Source organism: Frankia sp. CcI156 (assembly GCF_001983015.1).
GTDB classification, from domain to species: Bacteria; Actinomycetota; Actinomycetes; order Frankiales; family Frankiaceae; genus Frankia; species Frankia casuarinae.
In genome coordinates this window covers 1-4,250 of record NZ_MOMD01000110.1, presented here as the reverse complement: position 1 = coordinate 4,250, position 4,250 = coordinate 1, and the positions used below count along the sequence as shown (strand labels likewise).

At 69.6% G+C, this 4,250-nt stretch carries 2 protein-coding genes and 3 pseudogenes; all 5 read left to right on the top strand.

What is annotated here, in order from left to right; all coding sequences use genetic code 11:
• Positions 1 to 511: 511 nt before the first annotated feature.
• A pseudogene (locus tag CcI156_RS23365) lies at positions 512 to 1,414 on the top strand (transposase); the annotation flags it as partial.
• A 92-nt stretch (positions 1,415 to 1,506) separates the two neighbouring features.
• Positions 1,507 to 2,595: a transposase gene (locus CcI156_RS24330; protein ID WP_083718791.1), complete on the top strand. Its 1,089-nt coding sequence runs from the start codon at positions 1,507 to 1,509 to the stop codon at positions 2,593 to 2,595.
• Positions 2,501 to 3,247: a transposase gene (locus CcI156_RS26060; protein ID WP_175637659.1), complete on the top strand. Its 747-nt coding sequence runs from the start codon at positions 2,501 to 2,503 to the stop codon at positions 3,245 to 3,247. The genes CcI156_RS24330 and CcI156_RS26060 overlap by 95 nt, the downstream gene beginning before the upstream one ends.
• Positions 3,217 to 3,921 (top strand): annotated as a pseudogene (locus tag CcI156_RS23355) (transposase); the annotation flags it as partial. The gene CcI156_RS26060 and the pseudogene CcI156_RS23355, both read left to right, overlap by 31 nt.
• A 58-nt stretch (positions 3,922 to 3,979) precedes the next feature.
• Positions 3,980 to 4,250 (top strand): annotated as a pseudogene (locus CcI156_RS26450) (hypothetical protein); the annotation flags it as partial.

The following is a 4,250-nucleotide window of genomic DNA, read 5'->3' as shown; positions in this document are numbered from 1 at the left end:
GAGCCCGCGTTACGAACGTAACGGCTACAACTTCCTCGGGTTCCTCTGCCTGGCTGCCGCGATCACCTGCTGGAAGAAGCTCCCACGCTCGACGTAAGACACGCTCTAAGAACCGTTTGATCTTGGTTGCTGGCCCTGAAATCGCCGTTCGGCCGGTCGCTACCCGGGCCCTGACCAGGGGTGATGCCCAGTGACCGCGCCGAGGTCTACATCATCTAGCGAATCGAACAGGCGTTCCGCATACCTGGCGGTTCCGGGCGCCTCGGCCCGCATCGTGACCGTGATCGTCGGTGTGGTGGTCGCGTTGACGTTCCTCTTCGGGTTCGGGAACAGCCTCGCGCTCGGGGTGCGGATGGGGGTCCCGATCTGGGTGGCGCCGTAGTCGCACCAGCGGTGGACCTGTCCGTGGTCGCGCTGCTAGAGCGCCGGTCAGGTAGCCGTATGTGAGCTGTGGTAGGCGGCACCGGTCGGCGGGTGTCATGTGCCCGTCTTGATCGGAAGGTGCTGGCTGATGCGTCCTGGGATATGGGCTCCGCCGGTGGAGCCCTCGACCGCGGAACAGACTGTGATCAGGCTGGTGCGGCGGGCGAAGCTGTTCGTGTTCCTGCGCCGGTATCGCCACGAGCTGTTCGACGAGGCGTTCCAGACCGAGCTGGCCGAGGTCTACCGCGACAGTCCGAAAGGGCAGCCGGCGCAGTTGGCGTTGGCGCTGATCCTGCAGGCCTATACCGGTGTCTCCGACGACGAGGTGATCGAGGCGACGGTGATGGACCGGCGTTGGCAGCTGGTTCTGGACTGTCTGGACACCGACCGGTCTCCCTTCTCCAAGGGCACCCTGGTGGGCTTCCGCGCCCGGCTGATCGGCGCCGGGTGGGACCGGCGGCTGGTCGAATGCACCGTCGAGATCGCCACGGTGACGAAGGGCTTCGGGCCGCGGGCGTTACGCGCAGCGTTGGACTCCAGCCCGCTGTGGGGTGCCGGCCGGGTGGAGGACACCCCGAACATGATGGGACACGCCCTGCGCAAGGCCCTGGGTGTGATCGCGGCTCAGCAGGGGTGGGGGCGGGCCGAGGGAACCAGGGTCCTGGCCGGCCAGGCCGGGGCACCGGTGCTGGCCGGGTCCAGCCTCAAAGCCGCGTTGGACGCCGACTGGGACGATCCCGACGAGCGGGACCGTGCCCTGGCGGTGGTGCTGGCCGCCCTGGAGGCGGTGGAGACCTTCGTGGCCGCCCAGCCCGCCCCGGAGGCGGCCGAAGCCGCTGTCGCGGTGGCCCGTCAGGTCCGCGACCAGGACGTCGAGGTCACCACGGCCGGGACAGCGCGGCTGCGCCGCGGGGTCGCCAAAAACCGGCGGATCAGCGTGGAAGACCCGGACATGGCCCACGGCCGTAAGTCCCGCTCCGTCCTGGTCGACGACTCTGCTGCTTAATTCGGCTGGGTGTCGTTGGTGCGGCATGATCTCCTCTGCGGTCCTGGTCGTGTCGTGGGCTGCGGGAGGTGGAGTGCATGTCGTTGCAGCCGAAGGGGCTGCCCGAGATCCCGGCGCAGACCGTGGCGGTCGCCCGGGCGGCGTTCCCGCGTGGGACGTTGGCGATGCGGCTGCGGGACCGGCTGGCCGAGGTGTTGGTCGATGAGCCGTTCACCGGGGCGTTCGGGCGCCGGGGGGCGCCGGGTCTGCCGCCGGCGGTGTTGTCGCTGGTCACGGTGCTGCAGTTCACCGAGAACCTGACCGACCGGCAGGCTGCGGCGATGGCGGTCCGCGCGATCGACTGGAAGTACGCGCTCGGCGCGGAGCTGACCGATACCGGGTTCGACCCGACGGTGCTGTCCCGGTTCCGCGCCCGGCTGGCCGACCACGGCCTGGAACGGGTGGTCTTCGACCGGCTCCTGCAGGCCTGCGTCGACCAGGGCCTGATCGGCGGCGGTCGCAGGGCGCGCACCGACTCCACCCATGTGATCAGCGCGGTCCGGGACCTAAACCGGACCGAGCTCGCCGGGGAAAGTGTGCGGGCGGTGTTGGAGGCCCTCGCGGTCGCGGCCCCCGGCTGGCTGGCCGACACCGTGGGCATCGACGAGTTGGCGCATCGCTACGGCGAGCGGGTCAACGGGTGGACGATGCCGTCGTCGAAGACGGCCCGGGACCGTCTTGCCGTGGTGTTCGGGCAGGACGCGCTCGCCCTGTGCCGGGCGGTCGCCGCTTCCACCGCGCCGGGCTGGCTGGGCGAGATCCCCGCGGTGGCGTTCCTGCGCGAGATGCTGGTGCAGACCTACTACCTGTCCACCGATCCTGTCCACCGATCCCCGGGGACGGGAGGTGATCGCAAAGCGGGACGCCGACAGACAGGGTGTCCCGCCTGGACATCGTCGCTTGGCCTCCCCCTACGACCGCGATGCGCGGTGGGCGGCCAAGGGCGACGACCTGTTCTGGTGCGGCTACAAGGTCMACCTCACCGAAACCTKCGACCCTCCCCCCGGAGCCGGARCCGGAGCCGGASCCGACGTGTTGCCGTTACGGCTGATCACGAACGTTCTCACCACCCAGGCGAGCGTCCCGGACGTGAAGGCCACCGAGATCGTCCAGGCCAGCCTCGCTGAGCGTGGCCTCACCCCGGGCGAGCACTACCTCGACGCCGGCTACTCCAGCGCCGACCTCATCCACGACGCCGCCACCCGGGGCATCACCATGGTCACCCCAGCCCTCCTCGACCACTCACCCCAGGCCAAGGCCAACGCCGGGTTCGACAAGGCCGCGTTCCGGATCGACTGGAAAGCCCGCCAGGTCCGCTGCCCGCAGGGCCACACCAGCACCGCCTGGTACCCCGTCCGCCAGCACGAACGCGACGCCATCGTCGTCGCGTTCGCCCGCACCGACTGCCACCCCTGCCCCACCCAGAAAGCGTGCACCACCTCCACCCGCCGCACCCGTTACCTCAGCCTGCGCCCCCGAGAACTCCACGAAACCCTGGCCACCGCCCGCGCCGAGCAGGCCACCGACACCTGGAAGACCAGGTACGCCCTGCGCGCTGGGATCGAGGGCACGATCAACCAGGCCCTCGACGTCACCGGCCTGCGCAACGCCCGCTACCGCGGCCTGCCCAAGACCCGCCTCCAACACGCCTTCTCCGCCACCGCGGTCAACGTCCTCCGCCTCGACGCCCACTGGAACCCCGACCAGCCACCCTTCACACCCCGCGCCAGCAGGCTCACCCGCCTCAGCCAGCAGCGCACAACCCCAACCGCGAATTAAGCAGCAGAGTCGTCGACGGGTACAAACGCCACGTGGTCACCGACCTGGACACCRGGCTGGTGCCCGCGGTCGGGCTCACCCCCGCCAACGTGCCCGAAGCCACCGTCACCAACACAATCAGCGACGACCTGGCCGCCCAGAATCTCCGCCTGACCGAGCTCCACATCGACCGGGCCTACCTGTCTTCCACCCTGGTGCGTGACCGCGACCCCAACCTGGAGATCTTCTGCAAGGCGTGGCGGGTACGTAATGCCACCGGCCGGTATGCCAAGACCGCCTTCACCCTGGACTTCGACCGCGGCCTGCTCACCTGCCCCCACCAGGTCACGATGCCCTTCGCCCCAGGCCGCACCGTGCGTTTCCCCGCGAAGGTCTGCGCGGCCTGCCCCCTGCGAGAACGATGCACCACCAGCGCGACGGGGCGCAGCGTGACCATCCACCCCGACGAAGCCCTGCTCACCGAGCTCCGCGAACGCCAGCACACCCCCGCCGGCCGCGCCCGCCTCCGCGAACGCACCAAAGTCGAACACACCCTCGCCCACATCGGCCACTGGCAAGGCCGCCGCGCCCGCTACCACGGACAGCGCAAGAACCTGTTCGACCTCCGCCGCACCGCCGTCGTCCACAACCTCCACGTCATCGCCCGCCAAAAACACGATCAGCAAGCAGCCTGATGACTACTTGACCGGCGCTCTAGGCACCAGGCACCTCGCGGTCCATGGCGGGCCCGAGGTGGTGCTGCGCGCGGCGCGGCGCCTGCTCCTGTTCGCCAGCCTCGTCATACTGTCCTTGAACATCGCCGAACCGTTGATCGCCGGCCACTGCGGACGCGCCGCGTTCGACGCGGTCGGTTCTCTCCGCTTAGTGGTTGAGGCTGGAAGTCCTTTGGGGGTGTTAGGCGGCCTGCGCGAGGGCTCTGGCACTTGGTTCGGACTCCACCCGACTCCCGTGATCATTGGTGTCGGGTGGTGGGACGGGCAACCGAGCGACGGAGCCCGCGACG